This window comes from Variovorax multivorans (assembly GCF_051216835.1).
Classification (GTDB): Bacteria; Pseudomonadota; Gammaproteobacteria; order Burkholderiales; family Burkholderiaceae_C; genus Variovorax.
In genome coordinates this window covers 1-3,434 of record NZ_JBPJZL010000039.1, presented here as the reverse complement: position 1 = coordinate 3,434, position 3,434 = coordinate 1, and the positions used below count along the sequence as shown (strand labels likewise).

3 protein-coding genes are annotated in these 3,434 nt (G+C 64.2%); all 3 read right to left on the bottom strand.

The genetic code is table 11. The annotated features are described in order from the left end of the window. Positions 1–98: 98 nt before the first annotated feature. The 3 genes from ACSFCA_RS36380 to ACSFCA_RS36370 are packed head-to-tail and all read right to left on the bottom strand — an operon-like array spanning position 99 to position 3,003. Entirely contained in the window at positions 99–1,103 is a 1,005-nt protein-coding gene (locus ACSFCA_RS36380; protein ID WP_435462980.1) for a tyrosine-type recombinase/integrase, read from the bottom strand. Then, positions 1,100–2,053, bottom strand: a complete 954-nt coding sequence (locus ACSFCA_RS36375) for a tyrosine-type recombinase/integrase (protein WP_435462981.1) — start codon at positions 2,051–2,053, stop codon at positions 1,100–1,102. Before ACSFCA_RS36375 ends, ACSFCA_RS36380 begins: the two co-directional genes overlap by 4 nt. Next, positions 2,050–3,003 carry a tyrosine-type recombinase/integrase gene (locus ACSFCA_RS36370; RefSeq protein WP_435462982.1) on the bottom strand — a complete coding sequence of 318 codons (954 nt, stop codon included), beginning with the start codon at positions 3,001–3,003 and terminating at the stop codon, positions 2,050–2,052. The genes ACSFCA_RS36375 and ACSFCA_RS36370 overlap by 4 nt, the downstream gene beginning before the upstream one ends. Between the last annotated feature and the right edge of the window lie 431 nt (positions 3,004–3,434).

Here is a 3,434-nt window from a genome sequence, read left to right as displayed (position 1 = left end):
AATAAGGCGAAGTGCGCTTTTATGCGAAGTGTTCCTCTGTCGCCAGTCTCCTTGCCCTCGACTGCGGGCGCGACGCGCAGCCGGGATACTTCGCATAGTCACAGCGATCGTAGGAACTCCAGCAACGCCTTCGGCGGCCGGTATCGCGCCTGCTTGACCTCGGGTTGCTTCAAGCGCGCGAGTGCCCGCTCCTTCATGGCGAGGTCTGCCTCAACGTACATGTGTGTCGTCGACGGATTCTCGTGACCGAGCCACAGCGCGATCTCACAAGGGTCGGAGCCGGACTGCAGAAGGCTCATCGCGGTCGAGTGGCGCACGACGTGCGGCGATACCCGTATGGACTTCAGCTCAGGGTACGTGGCCGCCGCCGCATCGACGGCCAGCGTCAGCCGCTGGGCCACGTTGGCGCGTGTCATCGTTCGACCGTCGCGCGTAGGCAGCAGCGGCGCGTCGGCGCGCAGTTGCGGGTTCAGGTGCAGCCACGCGCGCACCGCCTTCGCCGTGCTCTTCCACAGCGGCAGAGTGCGCTGCTTGCGTCCCTTGCCATGTAGCCGGATGCTGTTGCTCGGTCCGAGCACCACGTCGGACACGCGCACGCCTATGATCTCGGAGACGCGCGCGCCGGTGTTGAACATGAGGTTGAGCATCAGGCGATCGCGCTGCCCCACCCACGTGACGGTTGCAACGTCGATGACGGCCAGCATCTGCTCTCGTGGCAAGAAGCCCACCATCTGGCGATCGAAGCGCTTCATCGGTACGGCCAACGCCTGCTCGATGGCGGCGAGGTTGGTCGGATCGCGCCGCGCGGCGAACTTCAGGAACGAGCGCACCGCCGCGAGCCGAACATTGCGGCTTCTGACGGAGTTGTTGCGCTGGACCTCAAGATGTTCGAGGAAGCGGGCCAGGAACTGAGCGCTCAGATCGGGGAGCTTGAAGCTGTGCGCCGGCAGCGCACAAGTCTCCTCGGCGTATCTCAGCAGCAACACGAAGGTGTCACGGTAGGACGCCACTGTACGCGGGCTCAAGGCCCGCTGCTGCAACATGTACGGACCGAAGAACTCTTGCACCAATGCGGCGAAGGTCGGCGATGTCTGGCTGCTCACGATGCGACTCCTGAAGCCGTGAAGCGCTCGAACCTTGCGCCGATGGAATCCATGAGTTCCGGCACGCCGGTGAGGTACCAGTACGTGTCGGAGATCTTGGCGTGGCCAAGGTAGGTACACAGCCAGAACAGCGCGTGATCAATCGACTGGCCTTCCTCTCGCCAGCGCTGCAGTCGCCGCACTGCGAAGGTATGGCGCAGATCGTGGATACGCGGGACGGGGTAGTCTCCGCGGGCCTGCCAACCAAGATGCGGCTGCATGCGACGGAAGACGTTCTCGACCGTCCTCGTGGGCAGAGCGGCTTCCGCCTGAGATACGAAGAACGGCGTGCCGGGGTCGGTAGCGTGACAGCGGTCGCGGGATTGGCGGTAAGCGCCCAGTGCCTGCACCACGCTGCTATGAAGTGGCAGGCATCGCGACTTGCGGAACTTGGTCTTCCGGACCGTGACCGCACCTGCGACCAAGTCAACGTCGCCGACGGCCAAGTTCAACGCCTCCGACAGGCGCAAGCCGACCGCTGCGATCAACCCGAACAGCGTGCGGTAGGCCAGTGGTCGCAGCCCGCCATGCGGGTTGAGGCGGTTGGTGGCCTGCAGAAGCTGTGTGACCTCCTGGTCGGTGTAGATATGTGGCACGAGACGTCGATGCCCGCGGCCAAGAATACCTTGCGGTGGGATCTCGGAAGCCGGCTCGAACTGGCGGTAGTACGCAGCGAAGGGGCGTACCACTTCAAGCCGGCGTGCGGCCGTGACAGCGCTCGTGCGCTTGACGTGTTCTCGAGCCCAACCAGCGATCAGCTCTTGAGTCAGTGGGCCGCGGTGGTGGCATGCATCGGCGTAGCGGGCGAAGCGCATCAGCTCGGTGCCAGGTGCGATCAACTCGAACCCCAGTTGCCGGCGCTCGTCCAAGTACCGCTGCACGGCCACCACCATAGAGGTGCCGCCGCTCATGTCTGGCTCCCGGGCCAGGGCATGGCAACCGCGCCCAGCCTGACGAAGTCGACCTTGGCGTAGATGAGCGAGGTGTCCAGCACCCGGTGCCGTAAGACATCGGCAACCTCCTTGAGGGTACCGCCGGTGTTCAGGAGACGGCTGGCCAGAGTGTGGCGAAGGATATGCACACGGGTGTGTGGCAAACCGGCGCGCCGATAGGCTTCGTGAACAGCTCGCCGAACGACGCCGGCGGCGATCGGCACCTCAACCGGTGCCAGATGCCGAACGAAGACCCGCCGGCTTGAGGTCTGCGGTCGCTCCGAACGGATGTACTCCGCGATGGCCGCTCCGGTCACCTGAGGCAACGGCAGGAGGTCGACTCGCCGTGACTTCGCCTTGCAGATACGAACGGTGCCGGCCGCCCAATCGATGTGATCCAGCTCCAGGGCGATGACCTCGCTGCTGCGAAGACCCAGATCGACCAGGGATCGCACGATCGCGTAGCAGCGCAGGCGCGATGGAAGGTCGGGCGGGAAGGCGTCGAGCAGGCGTTGGACCTCGGGCGGGGTTAGGGTCTGGGGCAGCGGCGCCAAACGCCAGCTTGCCGGCGACGCGACAATCGGCAACAGGTGCTCGACGCGGTCACCTTCGAACGCGCGGAAGCGAAGGTAGCTGCGCACGGCCGTCGTCGTGACGCCGGCGCTGGCAGCGCTGACGCGCGCCAGTTCCTGGCGCAAGAACTGCCTGAGTTGGTCAGGGGTGGGCAACCCGGCGTCGTCCGCCATAAATGCCAGAGGCCGGACGATCACCAGCCTACGACGACGCGTGCTGGCAGTCAGCCCCTTCAGTTGCAGCAGATACCGATCGAACCGTTGTAGCTGCTCGTCTCCCGGGTCGAGTGGCACGGCGTCGAGCTGCGCGCCTGCTTCGATGACAACGCTCTTGAAGTGTTCAAGCGCCGATCGCATGGATGGGATCGTGCGTTGCACGGGAGCGGCACAACGACATCGGGGCAAGTGCCTGCCAACAAAGCACCCAATGTCGCGATCGAGTGCAGCGAGTTGAATCTGCTGCCGGGCAGTCCAATGCGCGAAGTGGGCAAGGCAGTTGAGGTATAGCCGCACCGTGTTCCGAGCGTACCCTTGAGCACACAAGCGGTCCCAGTATGCCTGGGCGAAGGGGCCAACGACGCTCGCGCGAAGTCGACTCGCCGCCAGCGGCGTCAATGCATCGAAAACATCCATGGAGATCTCCTGAAGTGACGTTGACACGTCAGGAGAAACGACTTCTTATGCGAAGTCCAGATGTTGATCACGAGCTGGCAGCGACGGCGAGTAAGGCGGATCGGTGCGCTCCAAAAGCCGCACTTCGCATAAAAGCGCACTTCGCCTTATTGCGG

Bases quoted from the DNA above. Each gene is read 5' to 3' on its own strand.
- ACSFCA_RS36375 (WP_435462981.1), bottom strand. From the start codon at position 2,053: ATGAGCGGCGGCACCTCTATGGTGGTGGCCGTGCAGCGGTACTTGGAC.
- ACSFCA_RS36370 (WP_435462982.1), bottom strand. From the start codon at position 3,003: ATGCGATCGGCGCTTGAACACTTCAAGAGCGTTGTCATCGAAGCAGGC.